Annotated in this window: 16 protein-coding genes; 10 read left to right on the top strand and 6 right to left on the bottom strand. The window is 68.2% G+C overall.

All coding sequences use genetic code 11. The annotated features are described in order from the left end of the window. Nucleotides 1-90 precede the first annotated feature (90 nt). The 7 genes from AC1DY7_RS11290 (at nucleotide 91) to aceA (ending at nucleotide 7,330) form a co-directional block, all read left to right on the top strand. Nucleotides 91-1,239 (top strand): LLM class flavin-dependent oxidoreductase, encoded by a 1,149-nt coding sequence (locus AC1DY7_RS11290; RefSeq protein WP_477493756.1) that lies wholly within the window; start codon nucleotides 91-93, stop codon nucleotides 1,237-1,239. Continuing rightward, a complete protein-coding gene (locus AC1DY7_RS11285) occupies nucleotides 1,236-2,600 on the top strand; it encodes an NtaA/DmoA family FMN-dependent monooxygenase (RefSeq protein ID WP_477493755.1) in 1,365 nt (454 codons plus the stop codon). The genes AC1DY7_RS11290 and AC1DY7_RS11285 overlap by 4 nt, the downstream gene beginning before the upstream one ends. 145 nt (nucleotides 2,601-2,745) lie before the next feature. Next, a complete protein-coding gene (locus tag AC1DY7_RS11280) occupies nucleotides 2,746-3,168 on the top strand; it encodes a YkgB family protein (protein ID WP_477493817.1) in 423 nt (140 codons plus the stop codon). Next, entirely contained in the window at nucleotides 3,165-3,800 is a 636-nt protein-coding gene (locus tag AC1DY7_RS11275) for an RNA polymerase sigma factor (RefSeq protein ID WP_477493754.1), read from the top strand. Before AC1DY7_RS11280 ends, AC1DY7_RS11275 begins: the two co-directional genes overlap by 4 nt. A 14-nt stretch (nucleotides 3,801-3,814) precedes the next feature. Next, nucleotides 3,815-4,039, top strand: coding sequence for an anti-sigma factor family protein (locus AC1DY7_RS11270; RefSeq protein WP_477493816.1), 225 nt, complete (start codon nucleotides 3,815-3,817; stop codon nucleotides 4,037-4,039). A 35-nt stretch (nucleotides 4,040-4,074) separates the two neighbouring features. Next, nucleotides 4,075-4,911 (top strand): alpha/beta fold hydrolase, encoded by an 837-nt coding sequence (locus tag AC1DY7_RS11265; protein ID WP_477493753.1) that lies wholly within the window; start codon nucleotides 4,075-4,077, stop codon nucleotides 4,909-4,911. A gap of 130 nt (nucleotides 4,912-5,041) precedes the next feature. Further along, complete coding sequence (aceA, locus tag AC1DY7_RS11260) at nucleotides 5,042-7,330, top strand: isocitrate lyase ICL2 (protein ID WP_477493752.1); 2,289 nt, start codon at nucleotides 5,042-5,044, stop codon at nucleotides 7,328-7,330. 10 nt (nucleotides 7,331-7,340) lie between these two features. On the opposite strand, the gene AC1DY7_RS11255 is transcribed toward aceA, so the two are convergent. From AC1DY7_RS11255 to AC1DY7_RS11245, 3 genes are read right to left on the bottom strand one after another with little or no spacing between them, the layout of a single operon-like run. Then, the gene (locus AC1DY7_RS11255) at nucleotides 7,341-8,237 is read right to left on the bottom strand and encodes an alpha/beta hydrolase (RefSeq protein WP_477493751.1); all 897 of its coding nucleotides are present in this window, start codon (nucleotides 8,235-8,237) and stop codon (nucleotides 7,341-7,343) included. Between the two features lie 4 nt (nucleotides 8,238-8,241). After that, entirely contained in the window at nucleotides 8,242-9,408 is a 1,167-nt protein-coding gene (locus tag AC1DY7_RS11250; protein ID WP_477493750.1) for an acyl-CoA dehydrogenase family protein, read from the bottom strand. 39 nt (nucleotides 9,409-9,447) lie between these two features. Continuing rightward, nucleotides 9,448-10,647 (bottom strand): MFS transporter, encoded by a 1,200-nt coding sequence (locus AC1DY7_RS11245; RefSeq protein ID WP_477493749.1) that lies wholly within the window; start codon nucleotides 10,645-10,647, stop codon nucleotides 9,448-9,450. A 60-nt stretch (nucleotides 10,648-10,707) separates the two neighbouring features. Here AC1DY7_RS11245 and AC1DY7_RS11240 point away from each other — a divergent pair, with 60 nt between their 5' ends. After that, entirely contained in the window at nucleotides 10,708-11,247 is a 540-nt protein-coding gene (locus AC1DY7_RS11240) for a TetR/AcrR family transcriptional regulator (RefSeq protein WP_477493748.1), read from the top strand. Here AC1DY7_RS11240 and AC1DY7_RS11235 read toward each other — a convergent pair. The 3 genes from AC1DY7_RS11235 to AC1DY7_RS11225 are packed head-to-tail and all read right to left on the bottom strand — an operon-like array spanning nucleotide 11,240 to nucleotide 13,792. Continuing rightward, nucleotides 11,240-12,151, bottom strand: a complete 912-nt coding sequence (locus AC1DY7_RS11235; protein ID WP_477493747.1) for a DMT family transporter — start codon at nucleotides 12,149-12,151, stop codon at nucleotides 11,240-11,242. The genes AC1DY7_RS11240 and AC1DY7_RS11235 overlap by 8 nt on opposite strands. Nucleotides 12,152-12,189: 38 nt before the next feature. Then, nucleotides 12,190-12,867: a hypothetical protein gene (locus tag AC1DY7_RS11230; protein ID WP_477493746.1), complete on the bottom strand. Its 678-nt coding sequence runs from the start codon at nucleotides 12,865-12,867 to the stop codon at nucleotides 12,190-12,192. 34 nt (nucleotides 12,868-12,901) lie between these two features. Beyond that, nucleotides 12,902-13,792 carry an LLM class flavin-dependent oxidoreductase gene (locus AC1DY7_RS11225; protein ID WP_477493745.1) on the bottom strand — a complete coding sequence of 297 codons (891 nt, stop codon included), beginning with the start codon at nucleotides 13,790-13,792 and terminating at the stop codon, nucleotides 12,902-12,904. A gap of 130 nt (nucleotides 13,793-13,922) precedes the next feature. On the opposite strand from AC1DY7_RS11225, the gene AC1DY7_RS11220 reads away from it, so the two are divergent. After that, nucleotides 13,923-14,204, top strand: a complete 282-nt coding sequence (locus AC1DY7_RS11220) for a MerR family transcriptional regulator (RefSeq protein WP_477493815.1) — start codon at nucleotides 13,923-13,925, stop codon at nucleotides 14,202-14,204. Continuing rightward, nucleotides 14,204-14,908: an ANTAR domain-containing protein gene (locus AC1DY7_RS11215; protein WP_477493744.1), complete on the top strand. Its 705-nt coding sequence runs from the start codon at nucleotides 14,204-14,206 to the stop codon at nucleotides 14,906-14,908. The genes AC1DY7_RS11220 and AC1DY7_RS11215 overlap by 1 nt, the downstream gene beginning before the upstream one ends. Nucleotides 14,909-14,930: the final 22 nt, after the last annotated feature.

The raw sequence follows: 14,930 nt of genomic DNA, 5'->3' as shown, positions 1-14,930 counted from the left end.
ACACTTGGACGGGCCGGCAACAACGCCCCGGAATGGCCGTCCCGGCGCGCACGTTGTCGCTGAGGACGCATAGGAAAGCGAGAACTCCCCGTGGCTGATCCCGACCTCATCCATCTGGCCGTCGCCCTGGACGGCGCTGGTTGGCATCCCGCTGCTTGGCGCGAGCCCGAGGCCCGCCCCAACGACCTGTTCGCCCCCCGGTACTGGACCGCTCTGGTGGGCACCGCCGAACGGGGCCACCTCGATCTGGTGACCTTCGAGGACGGTCTGGCCCTGCAGTCCGACCATCCGTGGCGCTCCGACGAGCGCACCGACCGGGTGCGCGGGCGCCTCGACGCGGTGCTGATCGCATCCCGGGTGGCGCCCACCACCCGCCACATCGGCCTGATCCCCACGGCGATCGCCACCCATACCGAGCCGTTCCATCTGTCCAAAGCCATCGCCACGCTGGACTATGTGAGTTCCGGTCGCGCCGGCGTGCGGGTGCAGGTGTCGTCGAACCCCGAGAGCGCGAAGCATTTCGGACGCAACGGCACCGAGGATCTGATCGGCGAGGCCGCCGACTACATCGAGGTGCTGCGCCGGCTCTGGGACAGCTGGGAGGACGACGCCGAGATCCGCGATATCGCCACCGGCCGGTTCGTCGACCGGAACAAGCTGCACTACATCGATTTCGAGGGTGCCCACTTCTCGGTCAAGGGGCCGTCCATCACGCCGCGCCCGCCCCAGGGCCAGCCGATCGTGGCGGCACTGGGCCATGTGGACCCGGTGTATCAGCTGATCGCCGGCGGTACCGACCTCGGCTTCGTCACGCCGCACAGTCCAGCGGATACCACGGCCCTGGTGGACGCCATCGCCGCCCTGCGCTCCGACGGCCTGGCCCCGGTGCGCATATTCGCCGATCTCGTGGTCTTCCTCGGCGACACCGCCGATGCCGCGCGTGCCCGCAAAGCCCGTCTCGATGAGGGTCTGGGTGCCGAATATCGTAGTGATGCAGAAATATTCGTCGGTACCGCGACCGAGCTGGCCGACCTGTTGCAGGAGTGGCACGGCGCGGGTGCGGACGGATTCCGGCTACGTCCGGCCACCCTGCCACACGATCTGGTGCAGATCACCGATGCACTGGTCCCCGAACTGCGCCGCCGCGGACTGTTCCGCGAGCACTATCAGGGCAGCACGCTGCGCGACCTGCTGGGTCTGCCCCGTCCCGCCAACCGGTATGCAGGAGTGTCCCGATGACCAAGCCCGTCAAGCAGATTCACCTGGCCGCCCACTTCCCCGGGGTCAACAACACCACGGTATGGAGCGATCCCAGTTCCGGCAGTCACATCGAGTTCAGCTCGTTCGTGCACTTCGCGCAGACCGCCGAGCGCGGCAAGTTCGACTTCATGTTCCTGGCCGAGGGGCTGCGCCTGCGTGAGCAGAACGGGCTGATCTACGACCTCGACGTGGTCGGCAGGCCCGACACCTTCACGGTGCTCGCCGCGCTGGCCGCGGTGACCGAACACCTGGGGCTGACCGGCACCATCAACTCCACCTTCAACGAACCCTATGAAGTGGCGCGGCAATTCGCCTCGCTGGACCACCTGTCCGAGGGCCGCGCCGCGTGGAACGTGGTCACGTCCTGGGATGCCTTCACCGGTGAGAACTTCCGCCGCGGCGGCTATCTCGCCGAGGACCAGCGGTACTCCCGCGCGGAGAGTTTCCTGCACGCGGCGCAGACCTTGTTCGACTCCTGGCGAGGCGACGAGATCATCGCCGACAAGGACCGCGGCGTGTTCCTGTCCGACCCGAGGTCGGGCGCATTCTCTCTGCACGACGACCATTTCGACATCAGCGGCCGGTTCAACGTGCCGCGCAGCCCGCAGGGCCGACCGGTCATCTTCCAAGCCGGCGACTCCGACCACGGCCGCGAATTCGCCGCGTCGTCGGCGGATGCCATCTTCTCCCGGCACGGCACCCTGACCGACGGGCAGGCGTTCTACGCCGATGTGAAGGGCCGGCTGGCGAAGTACGGCAGGCGCCACGACCAGCTGCTCATCCTGCCCGCGGCGACCTTCGTCCTCGGTGACACCGACGCCGAGGCCGCCGACCTCGCCCACGAGGTGCGGCTGGCTCAGGTCTCGCCCGCCACCGCGATCAAATTCCTTGAGCAACTGTGGAATCGCGATCTGTCCGACCATGATCCGGACGGCCCGCTGCCCACGGTGGATCCGGTGGTCGGCGAGAACACCATCGCCAAGGGCCGGGCCAGTGTGCGGATCAATCGTGACCCCGTCGCCGTCGCGAATGAGTGGCGCGCCAAAGCCGAAGCCGAGAACCTCACCACCCGGGAGCTCATCGTCGAGGTGACGGGCCGGCAGAGTTTCATCGGATCGCCTGCGACCGTGGCCGAGTCGATCAACCATCTGGTGCAGTCCGATGCCAGCGACGGGTTCATCCTCGTCCCGCACGTGACGCCCACCGGGCTGGATCCGTTCGTCGATACGGTGGTGCCGCTGCTGCAGGAGCGCGGTGTGTTCCGCACCGACTATGCGGGCACCACGCTGCGCGATCACCTGGGTCTGGCCGAGCCTGCCCGGCAGTCCAGGGCAAGTTAGCGTCCCGGTGTAACGGTCGGCGCCTGCCGACACACTCCCTTTGCGTCACCGATTCACCACAAACGCAAAGGAACCCGATATGACCGTTCTGCAGGACAGTTCGCTCGCCAGGGCCCAATCCACCATCGCCACAGTCGCCGGCGTCCTGCTGCGCTACGGGCTGGTGCTCGTCATCGGCTGGATCGGGCTGCTGAAGTTCACCAGCTACGAGGCGCAGGGCATCCAACCGCTGGTGGCCAACAGCCCGCTGATGGGCTGGCTGTACGGCCTCTTCTCGGTGACCGCCTTCGGTGCGCTGCTGGGTGTGGTCGAAGTAGGGACCGCCGTGTTGCTGGCGCTCAAGCCCTGGCTGCCGCGCATCTCGGCGATCGGCAGTGTGGCGGCCATCGGCCTGTTCGTGGCGACGCTCAGTTTCCTGCTCACCACCCCCGGTATCGGCGAGGCTGCGGCAGGCGGCTTCCCCCTGCTGTCGATGACGGGCCAGTTCCTGATCAAAGACGTGGTGCTGCTGGGCGTCTCGGTGTGGACCCTCAGCGACGCCCTGGCCGCTACGATTCGTGCACGGTGACGGCGTCGACCACGGATGAGACCGCCCTCGTCGCCGCCCTGCGCAGCGGCGACGAGGCGGCCTTCGCCGGTCTCGTCGACCGGCACACCCCGGCCTTGCTGCGGGTGGCCCGCGGTTATGTGCCCAGTCACGAGATCGCCGAGGACGTCGTCCAGGAGACGTGGATCGCGCTGTTGAAGGGCATCGACACCTTCGAGGGCCGATCGTCCTTGCGCACATGGCTTTTCACGGTGCTGATCAATATCGCGAAGACTCGCGGCATGCGGGAGCGCCGCGACACCGACGTCGCGGTGCTGGCGTTCACAGGCGCCACGGTCGGCCCGGGCCGGTTCCGCGAAGCCGGCGATCGGTGGCCGGGCCATTGGAAGGACCTCGAGGCGCCGTCAGCCTTTCCGGACACGCCAGAGGGTTCGCTACTGGGCGCCGAACTCGTCGCGGTGACCCGCCGTGAGCTCGACAAGCTACCGGCACGCCAGCGCGAGGTGGTCACCCTTCGCGACGTCGCCGGATTCGACAGCCCCGAGGTGTGCACGCTGCTCGACATCAGCGCCGCGAACCAGCGGGTGCTGCTGCACCGCGGCCGGGCCGCGGTGCGCCAGGCGCTCGAGGACTATCTGAAGGAGACATCATGAGTGCGGACGATGCGATGGACTGCAACGAATTGGTGGAGCTCGTCACGGCCTACCTGGACGGCGCGCTCGACCTGGACACCAGGGCCCGTGTCGACACTCATCTGCTGGAGTGCGACGGCTGCCAGAACTACCTGCAGCAGTGGCAGGTCACCGTGCAGACCCTCGGCACGCCAGGTGGCGACGCATTGGATCCGGCGTTCCGCGACAAACTGCTCACGGCATTCCGGGACTGGCGCTGACCGACGGTGCGCCGCCCCCTCCTAAGGTGGCAGCCATGACCGAGGTACGGGAGATCGAGACACCGCAGGGGGTGCTGTGCTACTACGACAGCGGCAGCGGACCGGCGCTGCTGTTCCTGCACGGCTCCGGGCCCGGTGTCACCGGCTGGCGCAACTTCCGCGGGATCTTGCCGACGTTCGCGGCGCACCACCGCTGCCTGATCCTGGAGTTCCCGGGGTTCGGGGTGACGCCCGACATCCCCGGGCATCCGATGGTGACCGCGCAGACGGTGGTCGCACCCTTCCTGGACGCCCTGGGCGTGGACCGGGTCGACATCGTCGGCAACTCGATGGGCGGCGGGGTCGGCATCAACGTCGCGATCCGCCACCCGGACCGGGTCCGGAAGCTGGTCACCATCGGCGGTATCGGTACCAACATCTTCAGTCCAGGTCCCAGCGAGGGGATCCGGCTGTTGCAGGAGTTCACCGAGGACCCGACCCGTCAACGCCTGGTCGACTGGCTGCGCTCCATGGTCTTCGACGAGAGCCTGGTGACCGACGAATTGATCGAGGAGCGCTGGCACCTGGCCACCGACCCGGACACCCTGACCGCGGCGCGGCGGATGTACGGCAAGGCCGCCTTCGCCGGGATGATGACGGCCATGCGCGCCGCCGACGCGCCGATGCCGTGGGCACAGATGCACAAGGTGGCCGCGCCCACGCTCCTGACCTGGGGCCGCGACGACCGGGTCAGCCCCCTGGACATGGCCTTGATTCCGATGCGCACCATCCCGAACGCCGAACTGCACGTGTTCCCCAACTGCGGGCACTGGGCCATGATCGAGGCCAAGGCCGCATTCGAGAGCACCGTTCTGGCGTTCCTGTCCCGCTGATGGGCACCTACGCGTCGGTGTCCGGTACGGGATATCAAGCGGCAGCGTGGATTCTCCGCAAACCGGGTCCGACGATCCGCCGTGGCGGCGATGATGGATACAGACCCGAGCTCGACGAGGAGCGCATGACATGACAGCGATCGAGAACAACGTCACTTCCACCTCGGCATTCGACGACGACGTCGCGGCCACGCAGGCGTATTTCGACAGCCCCCGATTCGAGGGCATCACCCGGCTGTACTCGGCCCGCCAGGTCGCCGAGCAGCGCGGCACCATCCCGGCCGATTATCCGGTGGCCCGGGAGGCCGCGACGGCCTTCTTCCCGCGCCTGCGTGAACTGTTCGGCCAGAAGAAGAGCATCACCACCTTCGGCCCGTACTCCCCCGGCCAGGCCGTGACGATGAAGCGGATGGGCATCGAAGGCATCTATCTGGGTGGCTGGGCCACCTCGGCCAAGGGTTCGATCAACGAGGACCCGGGACCCGACCTGGCCAGCTATCCCCTGTCCCAGGTGCCCGACGAGGCGGCCGGGCTGGTGCGCGCCCTGCTGACCGCCGACCGCAACCAGCAGTACCTGCGGCTGCAGATGACCCCCGAACAACGCAGCACGACGCCCGAGGTCGACTACCGGCCGTTCATCATCGCCGACGCCGACACCGGACACGGCGGAGACCCGCACGTGCGCAACCTGATTCGCCGTTTCGTCGAGTCCGGCGTGCCCGGCTACCACATCGAGGACCAGCGTCCGGGCACCAAGAAGTGCGGCCACCAGGGTGGCAAGGTGCTGGTGCCCTCGGACGAACAGATCAAGCGGCTCAACACCGCCCGCTTCCAGCTCGACATCATGCGGGTGCCGGGCATCATCGTGGCCCGCACCGACGCCGAGGCGGCCAACCTCATCGACGGCCGCTCCGACGAGCGGGATCAGCCGTTCCTGCTGGGTGTCACCAACGTCAAGATTCCGCCGTACAAGTCCTGCTTCCTGGCGCTGACGCGGCGCTTCTATGACCTGGGCGTCACCGAGATCAACGGGCACAAGCTTTATGCCCTGCCCGACGGCGAGTACGCCTCTGCCGAAGCCTGGTTGGATGCCCAGGGCATCCTGCGACTGGTCGCCGACGCCGCCGCGTCGTGGAAGGACAACCCGCGCCAGTCCCTGGACAAGCTGTTCGACGGGGTCGAGTCCGCATTCGTCGACGCCTGGCAGGACGACGCCGGGCTGCAGACCTACGGCGACGCGGTGGCCGAACTGCTGGAGTTCCGGGAGCGCGAAGGCGAGCCACCGGCCACCAGCGCCAAGGAATGGCGAAAGTTCGCCAAGACCGCACCGATGTATGTGGCCCGCGAGAAGGCCAAGGAGCTCGGCGCCGACGTGGCGTGGGATCCCGAGCGGGTGAAGACGCCCGAGGGCTACTACCAGATCCGCGGCGGCATCCCGTATGCGATCGCCAAGTCGCTGGCCGCCGCGCCGTTCGCCGACATCCTCTGGATGGAGACCAAGACCGCCGACCTGGCCGACGCCCGCGAGTTCGCCACAGCCGTGCACGCGGTGTACCCGGACAAGATGCTGGCCTACAACCTGTCGCCGTCGTTCAACTGGGACACCACCGGCATGAGCGACGACGAGATGCGGGCGTTCCCCGAGGAGATCGGCAAGCTGGGCTTCGTCTTCAACTTCATGACCTACGGCGGCCATCAGATCGACGGCGTGGCCGCCGAGGAGTTCGCCACCGCCCTGCGCCAGGACGGCATGCTGGCGCTGGCCCGGTTACAGCGCAAGATGCGCCTGGTCGAATCTCCTTACCGCACACCGCAAACGCTCGTCGGCGGACCGCGCAGCGATGCCGCGCTGGCCGCGTCGTCGGGGCGCACCGCCACCACCAAGTCCATGGGCAAGGGCTCCACCCAGCATCAGCATCTGGTGCAGACCGAGGTGCCCAAGAAGCTGCTGGAGGAATGGCTGGCGCTGTGGGGCGAGCACTATCAGCTCGGCGAGACGCTGCGGGTGCAGCTGCGCCCCCGCCGCGCCGGTTCCGATGTGCTGGAGCTCGGTATCTACGGCGACGGCGATGAGAAGCTGGCCGACGTGGTCGTCGACCCGATCAAGGACCGGCACGGGCGCAACATCCTGACGGTGCGTGACCAGAACACCTACGCCGAGAAGCTGCGCAAGAAGCGGTTGATGGACGTCATCCACCTGTGGCTGATCCACCGGTTCAAGCCGGAGATCGTGTACTACGTGACGCCCACCGACGACAACGTCTACCAGACCGAGAAGATGAAGAAGCACGGCATCTTCAGCAACGTCTATCAGGAGGTCGGCGAGATCATCGTCGCCGACGTCAACCAGCCCCGCATCGACGAGCTGCTGAACTCCGACAAGGTCGCGCTGGTCAAGTTGATCCGCAAGGAGGACTGACCTCCGCCGTTCATCTCGCGGTGAGGAATTCGACGGCGGCGGTCAGCGCCGGGCGGTGCCGCAAGATGCGGTAGTGCGCCAGTCGCCCGAGTCCTTTCGTGGTCACCAGATTCGCCGCCGGCCAGGCGGCGGCGATGGCGGTGCTCGTCTCGTACGGGCTGTCCCGGTCGTCAGGATCGTGCACCAGCAGCAGCGGCGGATTGTCCGGCCGGGCCGCCATCGCCGAGATGTCGGTGTCGAACAGCGGCATGCCCAGGCGGCGGTCGAGGCGGCGGTGCAGCCGACGGCGAATCCGTGGGCCGAATCCGTGACGATCGGTGAAAAGGTCCAGATACAAAGAGAAGTCACCCATCGGGGCGAGGAACACCAGCCGCTCGGCCGCCATTCCCCTGGCCACTGCGAGCGCAGCGGCCTTGGCGCCCAGGGAGTGGGCGACGATCCCGCTGGCCGCGCCATGCTGGCGCACGACGGCGCTGACGGCCTCGGCGCACTCCAGGATGGTGGTGCGCCCCGGGGCGAGAGCGCCGGCCTCGGAGGCGTTGTGGCTGGGCAGGTCGAACGCGATGACCCGGTACCCGGCCGCGACGAGAGGTTTGACGAAGACGCCCATGTGCGCCCGGCAGCCGCCCCAGCCGTGCACCAGGTACACCGGCGGGCCGTCACCCCACACTTCGCCGGCGATGCGGTGCCCGTCCCACACGGCCTCCAGTGGCCGGCTCTCCGGAACCCCGGGCGGCATCCGCTGACTCAGCTCCACCATGGGCGGTGTGCACCACAGCTCGATCGCCCACCGCGCGCCCCAGCCCGGCGCCAACCGTTCCAGCACCCCGAATGCCTTGCGCACCTTCGGCTCGACGGGCGGCTCGACGCCCGAGCCTGCCTCGTCCGGGTCGAGTTCGGTAGTCACGGGCCTACAGCCCGAAGTGATCGTCGATGACACCCAGCCATACCTGGGCGGCGTCGATGGCTACTTTTTCACTGATGAACGCGTGTTGCGTCCCGGTGTAGATGTCGCGGAACCCGCGCTCCAGCCTGCTGCCCTCACGGATCGCGGTGGTTCCCGCGGCCAGATGCGCCCATTCCGCAGCCTCTTTGGCGACCGTGGTGGCGTACACCGCTGCCACCCGCATATCGGCGCGCATCGTCGGGGTCAGGTCGGCACCGGCGTCCACCCCGGACTCGACCGAGGTGAAGGTGTCCAGGATCAGCAGCCGGGCGGCCCGCCACGCCGCCACATGGTGGGCCAGCGCCTTCTGAAAGGTCTCTCGGCTGGCCAGGGAGGCCATGTCCGACATCCGGAATTTGGTGGCGGCCAGAGTCTGGACATCGTCGAGCATGCCCTTCGCCACGCCGAGTGCCCACGCCGCATGCCCGGCCGCAGTGACGGGCATCATGCCCATCCGGCCGGCAGCACTGTTGCCGCGCAACGGGTCCCGGCTGAACAACGCGAAGGTGCGCCGCTCCGGCACGAACAGGTCGGCGACGTTGTAGTCGTAGGAGCCCGTTCCCTTGAGCCCCTGCACGTGCCAGCCGTCGGTGAACGTCACCTCGTCTCGGGGCAGCACCGCGACCAGCAACTCGGGTACACCGTCACTGATCCAGCGGATCTCGCCATCCTGCATCGGGATGAATCCGGCGGCGATGTAGGGGGCGTGCCCGGTGCCGGATCCGAAGTTCCACGAGCCGGTCAGCCGGTACCCGCCGTCGACGACGACGCCTTGTCCGTTGGGGGCGAACTGTCCGCCCATGGTCACCCGGTTGTCGTGGTCGGTGAAGACCTCCGCGAAACCGTCGGCTGGCAGGTAGGTTGCCGCGGCGAACGACGAGGGCAGATTGGCGATGCCGACCCAGCCGAATGAGCCGTCCTGCCAAGCCATTTCCAGCCAGGTCTCGATCATGTCGGCAAAGGAGGGTTCGACGCCCCCAGCCTCGACGGGATTGAACGCCGTCATCAGCCCGCTGTCCCACATTGCGTCGACCACCGGCGCGCTCAGGGTGCGCAGTTGTTCCGAAGCGGCGGCCTCGCCGGCGACCAGGTCACGGAGCCCGACTACTGCCTCGATCGGTGTGGTGCTCATCGGCTGATCCTGTAGGTTCACCGGCCCGCTGGCAAGCATTCATCGCGACGGCGTCGCACCGACCAGGTCGGCGGGCTCGTCCCCCAACCCCACCAGGGGGCCACGGACCCGGGCGAGGACGGGACTGAGCGCGGCCAGGGTCGCCAGGGCCACCGACACGACGACGGCCCCCGCGAATCCGTGCGCATCGGTGGCCAGGCCCGCGGTGGCCGTGCCGACTGCTCCGCCGACGAGCGCACCGCTGTTGAGCCATCCGAACGCCTCCGTCGCCGCGTGCTCGTCGACCGCGCGGGACACCATCAGGTAGAGCGCAGACAGGGCGGGGGCGAATCCCAGACCCGAGGCGAACAGCACGGCGAGCGCCACCGCATGGTTGTCGATGGCACCGAACAGCGCGGTCCCGGCGGCGACCAGCGCCAACGCCGCGGCCAGGCCGCGCAGTCCGATGTTGCGGTGCCCCAGCGTGATACCGCCCACCAGTGAGCCGAGGCTCGCCACCGCGATCGCGGTTCCGGTCAGGTAGCTGCCCACGCCGTAGCGCGCGACGACACCCACTTCGAGTGCAGTGAACGACGCGACCAGCGGCAGGCTGGTGGCGATGGCCAGGGCGACGGCCCGGTTTCCCAGGATGGCTCCGAAACGGACGCCACCGTGGCTGGGCGCCGACGGCACTCGGCGGGCGCTGAACAGGAACCATCCGGTCCCCACCACCGTGACGACGGCCGCCGCCACCAAGGGCAGGGCGGTCGACAACAAGGCGGCCAGGGTCGTGACCGCGAGCGGGCCGACAACCCAGCACACCTCCTGCGCGGTGGTGTCGAGCGCAAACAGTGCGCGTAGTTTCGGGCCGGACACCAGGTAGGGGTACAACGACCGCACAACGGGTGCCAGCGGCGGCACCGAGACGCCGATCAGGATGCCCAGCGCCAGCAGTGCCGCCGGCGACGATCCGGCCACCGCCAGGGAACCCAGCGACAGACCGTTCACCACCGCCGCCAGCATCAGGATTGCCGTCCTGCTCGTCTTCCCGGCGAGCCGCGCGGTCAGCGGCATGGCGATCGCCTCGGCGACACTCATCCCTGCCACCACCGCACCCGCGAGCGCGTAGGACCCCGTCCTGGATTGAACATGCAGCAGGATCGCGAGCGACAGCATGCCCATCGGCAAACGCGCGAACGTCTGCGAGACGACGACGCCGAGAAGCGCCGGGGTTCGGAGCAGTCCGACATACACCTTCACCAGGCCGACTGTACCGTCCAGACGGTACAGTTCGAAAACCGATTATCGTAAACTCTGCCGATGACCTCGGCACGCGACCGCATCCTCGACGCGTATGAGGAGTTACTGGCCCGCGAAGGTGAGCGCTACGCCACCCTCGACGCCGTCGCGGCCAAGGCGGGCGTGTCCAAAGGTGGTCTGCTCTACCACTTTCCGGCCAAAGAACAACTCAGCGACGCCCTCTGTGAACGACTGACCGCCCTGGCCGCCGAGGATGTCGACGAAATGCGCAGTGCGGCAGAGGGTCCGGCTCGCTACTACGTTCGCACGTCCCGCTACGAGGGCACCGCCCTCGACCGGGTACTCGTCGCGGTGTCCCGGCTGCAGCAGGCGGGCAATCCACGGGCCCGCGCCGTGATGGAGGTGGTGTCCGACACGTGGCTCGACATCCTGCACGACACACTGGGCGACCTCGCCATGGCCCGCGCCATCAAGCTGATCGGCGACGGGCTGTACTACAACGCACTCTCTCGCGCCCTCGCCGGAACCCCGGACCCGGCCACCGGCGACGACGAACTCCTGGCCGTCATCGACCGGATCACCAGGAAGTCGGCTACCTGACGCCGACCTCCTCGGCAGGTTCGTTGTGCAAGAGTTGCTCGTGGCGGGCACCGGATCCACGCCCCAGCGCAATGGTGGCGATGGCCATCGTGACCACCGACGCCAGCAGGATCGCTGCGGCGGCACCGTGCGCCGTCAACCGCTCGTCGAGCACCAGGAACCCGATGCCGACGGCGACCAACGGTTCGCCCACGAGCATCGTCGGCACCGACGCCTGCAGCGCACCGGCATTGAAGGCCGACTGCTGCAACACGGTGACCGCCACCGCGAGGGCGACCAGAAGGTAGGGAGCGGGCGCGGTCAGCACGGCATGCCAGCCGCCGTCGGCGAAGCGCTGCGTACAGACCTTGGTGAGCACGGCGATCAAGCCGAGGAGCACCGCCACCGACACCGCCAGCAGCATGGCCCGCATCCTGCCGCGGAGGCGCGTGGCGGCCGCGATGCAGCCGGTCACCAGCACCGCCGAAGCCGTCAACGAGAGGACCCACGGCCAGATCGACGGCTCGTAGGCACCTTCCTCGGGGCGTCCGGCAAGAACAAAGACGGTCAGACTCGCCGTCAACACCACCGACCACCACCAGTCGGACGGCCGGACGTGCTGTCGCGAGAACCGGGCACCCAGTGGCAGCACGAACAGCAACGACGACACGATCAGCGGTTGCACCACCAGCAGCGAGCCGTACGAAAGTGCCACGGCCTGAAGGGCGTAACCCGCGAACGCCGCAAGTGTTCCCGCCCACCACAGCGGTTCCTTCACCCAGGAGGTGACCACGGTGTCGTCGTCAGCCGACCGGTGATCGGACTGGTCCTGAATGGCGCGTTGGCGAACCACCATGCCCACGGCGGCGCTGAAGGCAGCCAACAACGCGAACACCACCGTCACCGTGCCGGTGTTTCCCGCCACGACAATCGCCAAACGTCGGCGTGATCAACGCAACGCGGTCAGCACAGACGGGTGATGCGGCAGAACGGGGAGTCGTGGCGAGGGTGGGGTCCGGACCTGGGTGCACTGCCCGGGTCGTCGGGAGCAGGTGCCGGTGGGGTGACCACCGGCGCCGGCGCCGGACTCGGCAAGGTGGCCGGCATGGTCCAGATGGCCAGCGGTTGACCGGACGGCCCGTAGTAACTGGCCGCCGCGGGGGCGATCAACCGCAACTCGGTGGGCTGCGCGCCGGGCTTGAGGTGGAAATACACCCAGCCGTCCGCATCGGCGCTCACCGGAGCCGGCAGCGGCGGCATCGTCAGCACCGTCGCCGGGACGGTCCGAAGCTCCTCGCCGGTGCTGGTGCTCAGCCGCAGACCGGCGTTGAAACCGGTGGCGTCGATGGCCGCGGTGACTCCGGTGAACGACACCTCGATGCCGAGTTCCAGCTCATCGCTCTGCGACAGATGGGTCAGGGCCACGTTCTCCGCCCGCGCCGTCACGGTCATTCCCCGTGCGGATTCGCCGGTGCCCAGCGGCTCCGCGACGGGGGCCGCGACCGCAGGGGTGGGCGTGGTGCTGCTCGAACTTGGGTTGGCGAGCACGTCCATGATCGACGCCTGGTGGTCCGGCTCCACCGAGCAACCGGTAGCCAGCAACATCGTGGCGACCGCCACCGCTGCCCGTCGTACCGACATGTCCATAGGGTCGGTACTTTCGCACACGCAGCTGTCAGACCGCGAGCATCGGCCGAACCTCGGCGCCCACAAACCGGACGAAGGCTTCGATGTCCGCTCCGGCGGCCGGTTGCAGCACCACGGTGTCCGCACCCGCCTCGGCCCAGCGCCGCACACCCGCGGCCACCTCGCCGGCATCACCGGCCACGCCGACATCGTCGGCGGGATCGAGTTCCCAATGCTCGATCTCGGCCCGCAGGTCCGCTTGTGCCGTCGGACCCGTCGCGCACAGCACATAGGCGACGACGGAGTGGGCGGCCGGCTCGGGCCGGAGGTCGCCGCCCGCGCGGATATGGGCGACCGCCGCGCGCAGGTCATCGGGTGTGGTGCCGCCGGCCAGCACGGTGCCCGCCGCCAGTTCGCCGCTCAGCCGCAAGGTCTTCGGGCCGGTCGCCGCGGCCAGCACCTCGGTGCCCGCCGGGGGCGGCCAGTCCAGTGCGACGCCGTCAAGGCTGACGTAGCGTCCGACGAAGGTCACCCTTTCGCCGCGCAGCAGCGCGGTGAGGCACGTCAGATATTCGCGCAGCAGCGTCATCGGGGAATCCACCCGCTGACCGATCTGCGCCATCCAGTCCTGCACGCCGTGGCCGACACCGATCCGTACGCGGCCCGGGAAGGCCCGCGCCAAGGTCGCGATCTCCATCGCGGTCAGCGCCACATTGCGCATCGGTACGGGTAGCACCCCGACGCCGACGGTCAGTTCGGTGCTGTGCGACAACGCGATCGCGGCGGCGGACACTCCCCCGGCCAGAAAGCAGTCCTCCCACAGCCACAGCTCGTCGAGGCCCGCGTCATCGGCCGCGCGGGCGGCGGCAGCCAGCCGCTCCGGTGGGATCTGTGGCCGGAAGACAACTCCGACCTGTGTCGTCGTCCGCAGTGTCTGCACCTTCCCTTTCTACCCAGCGGTGGGGATCTGTGGCGGCGAGCACAGATTATTTCTGCCAGGAGTGGGTAATAAGAATGCCGTGAGCGACAATCACAGCGCGAACACGAACAGCGCCCGGGGCGTGTACGGCATGTCGGTGGCTTCGGAATTGTCCGGGTTGGATCCCCAGACGCTGCGTCTCTACGACCAGCGCGGCCTGCTGACACCCGCTCGCACCGGCGGCGGGACGCGGCGCTATAGCGACGACGATCTGAGCAGACTCCGGCGCATCACCTCCCTCGTCGGCGACGGGGTCAACCTGGCCGGCGTGGCCATGATCCTGGCGCTGCAGGACAGCAACACCCGACTGCAGGACGAAGTGACGCAGTTGCGCAAGAACAACTCTCACCGAAATCCAGGAAGGAATGTCTGATGACTGGCCCCACCCGTGATGACTCGCTGCGCTCCGCGATGAACGAACTGACGCGCCAGCATCTGGATTCGGCGCCGGCCATCGAAGACACCTTGGCCGCGGTGACGGCCGCGGCAGTGGAATTCATCGACGGCGTCGACTATGCCGACGTGATGCTGGTACGCGGCGAGGAATTCGTTTCCAGAGCCCCGACCGCGCCGCTGGTGATCGACCTGGACGCCGAGCAACTGCGCCTCGGCGAGGGGCCGTGCCTGCACGCCGCGATGACCGATACGGTGGTGCACTGCCCGGACCTCGCCTCCGATTCGCGCTGGCCCTCCTTTGCCGCGGCGGCGGTCGAAGCCGGTGTCCGGCGGATGATGTCGTTTCCGTTGTATCGGAACCGGAACAGCGGCGGGGCATTGAACTTGATGGGGCGCGGCACGGTGCCGATGGACCGCGAAGGCCAGGCGGTCGCCGCGATGCTCGCCACCCATGCCGCCGTCGCCCTCATTGCGGCCGATCGGTTGCACCAATTCGAAACCGCTTTGGCCAGCCGGGATCTCATCGGCCAAGCCAAGGGCATCGTGATGGAACGCTTCAACATCGACGCCGTCGATGCGTTCAACCTGATCACCCGGCTCTCGCAGGAGACCAACACCCCGGTGCGCACCGTCGCCGGCTCGATCGCCAGGGACCGGGAACGGTCGGCTGAAGAAGGGTGACGGCCGAACCCGAAGGTCTGCG

Source organism: Mycobacterium sp. P2_H7, assembly GCF_056403275.1.
This window is presented reverse-complemented; position numbering and strand designations above follow the sequence as displayed.

What these genes read in the sequence shown, in the direction of transcription:
- AC1DY7_RS11240 (WP_477493748.1), top strand. Translation starts at nt 10,708, where the DNA reads ATGACCTCGGCACGCGACCGCATCCTCGACGCGTATGAGGAGTTACTG.
- AC1DY7_RS11270 (WP_477493816.1), top strand. Translation starts at nt 3,815, where the DNA reads ATGGACTGCAACGAATTGGTGGAGCTCGTCACGGCCTACCTGGACGGC.
- AC1DY7_RS11285 (WP_477493755.1), top strand. Translation starts at nt 1,236, where the DNA reads ATGACCAAGCCCGTCAAGCAGATTCACCTGGCCGCCCACTTCCCCGGG.
- AC1DY7_RS11250 (WP_477493750.1), bottom strand. Translation starts at nt 9,408, where the DNA reads ATGAGCACCACACCGATCGAGGCAGTAGTCGGGCTCCGTGACCTGGTC.
- AC1DY7_RS11220 (WP_477493815.1), top strand. Translation starts at nt 13,923, where the DNA reads ATGTCGGTGGCTTCGGAATTGTCCGGGTTGGATCCCCAGACGCTGCGT.
- AC1DY7_RS11215 (WP_477493744.1), top strand. Translation starts at nt 14,204, where the DNA reads ATGACTGGCCCCACCCGTGATGACTCGCTGCGCTCCGCGATGAACGAA.
- AC1DY7_RS11265 (WP_477493753.1), top strand. Translation starts at nt 4,075, where the DNA reads ATGACCGAGGTACGGGAGATCGAGACACCGCAGGGGGTGCTGTGCTAC.
- AC1DY7_RS11230 (WP_477493746.1), bottom strand. Translation starts at nt 12,867, where the DNA reads ATGTCGGTACGACGGGCAGCGGTGGCGGTCGCCACGATGTTGCTGGCT.
- aceA (WP_477493752.1), top strand. Translation starts at nt 5,042, where the DNA reads ATGACAGCGATCGAGAACAACGTCACTTCCACCTCGGCATTCGACGAC.